A 1,119-nucleotide genomic window follows, 5' to 3' on the forward strand; every position below is an offset into this window, starting at 1 on the left:
GGTGGGGGGTGGTGGGGGCGGCTGTCCTGGCGCATGTCACGACGGTACGCGCGACCACCGACAGCGGGCCGGCGATTTCCCGGCCGCGGGAGGCGCGCTTCCCCCTCGACGGCCCCGTCACACCCCCGGTTCGGGGTAATCGCCGCCCGCGCGTTCGACTCGATCCGCCGCGGGGAACAGGGGCGCGACCCGACCGGGGCGCCTCAGGAGTCGAGGTCGGGGATCTCCTGCACCGCGTACCACAGCAGTTCGTGGTCGGCGGTGCCCTCCAGGACGAACCGGGCGTCCGGATCGCCCTTCTCGGCTGCCGGCAGGGCGTCGGCGGCGGCGACCAGGTCGGTCTCCGCGTCGGCCGAGTCCACGTGCGCCGCGGCCCAACGGGCCACCGGGACGGCCTCGGTGAGCGTGACCTCGCCCAACGCCTCGGTGAGCAGGGCCCGATCCGGATCGGTCCGCACCCGGTCGTCGGGCACGTCGACGGCGAGCACCACCCGGCGCGGCGGGGCGTCCCGGTCCGCGGCGATCAGGCGCAGCGAGTCGAGGGCCGCGCGCCCGAGGGCGGCGTACTCCAACTCCTCCTCGGTGCCGGAGAGGTACCACTCCCGGAGACCGGGGGTGACGGCCCGGGCCGTCAGCGGGGCGGGCCCGACCTCCCCCGCCCGATACGCCTCGGCGAGCCCGGGAAGGGTGAGCGGGAGGTAGACGCGCATGCGGATCAGGATAGAGCAGCCGGGGCCGGCGGGACGGAGGGGCGGTCGGACGGGATGTCGTCGGGCGGGGACCCGATCCGCCCGACACGGGCCCCCGCTCGGAGCAACGCGCTTTGTCGGTCCGTGTGACCGTGGTTACAATCCGCCATGTTACCAACCAGTAGCCCCGTTCCGCGGCCCTCACCCCGGAACGGGGCGAACGATCCGTGCGGTCGTCCCGACGACCCCGGATGGGAGTGGCGCCATGACCACCGAGACGATGCACGCGACGGGGACCGGGAGGGACGCTCCGGGAAGGGTGGCCTGCGCGCCGACCCCGGCCGCGACCGAACCCCCGGGGACCGGCCCGGAGGCCGCGCCGGCCCCCGCCCACCGGCACCCGCGCCGACCCCGGGGACACGCCGACGAC

At 76.0% G+C, this 1,119-nt stretch carries 1 protein-coding gene; it reads right to left on the minus strand.

The genetic code is table 11. The features are described 5' to 3' along the window. Nucleotides 1-203: 203 nt before the first annotated feature. On the minus strand, nucleotides 204-710 hold the full coding sequence (locus FOE67_RS26505; RefSeq protein ID WP_182667357.1) for a DUF6912 family protein: 507 nt from the start codon (nucleotides 708-710) through the stop codon (nucleotides 204-206). Nucleotides 711-1,119 lie beyond the last annotated feature (409 nt).

Origin of the sequence: Streptomyces calidiresistens (assembly GCF_014141525.1) — a bacterium.
GTDB classification, from domain to species: Bacteria; Actinomycetota; Actinomycetes; order Streptomycetales; family Streptomycetaceae; genus Streptomyces; species Streptomyces calidiresistens.

Bases quoted from the DNA above. Each gene is read 5' to 3' on its own strand.
- FOE67_RS26505 (WP_182667357.1), bottom strand. From the start codon at position 710: ATGCGCGTCTACCTCCCGCTCACCCTTCCCGGGCTCGCCGAGGCGTAT.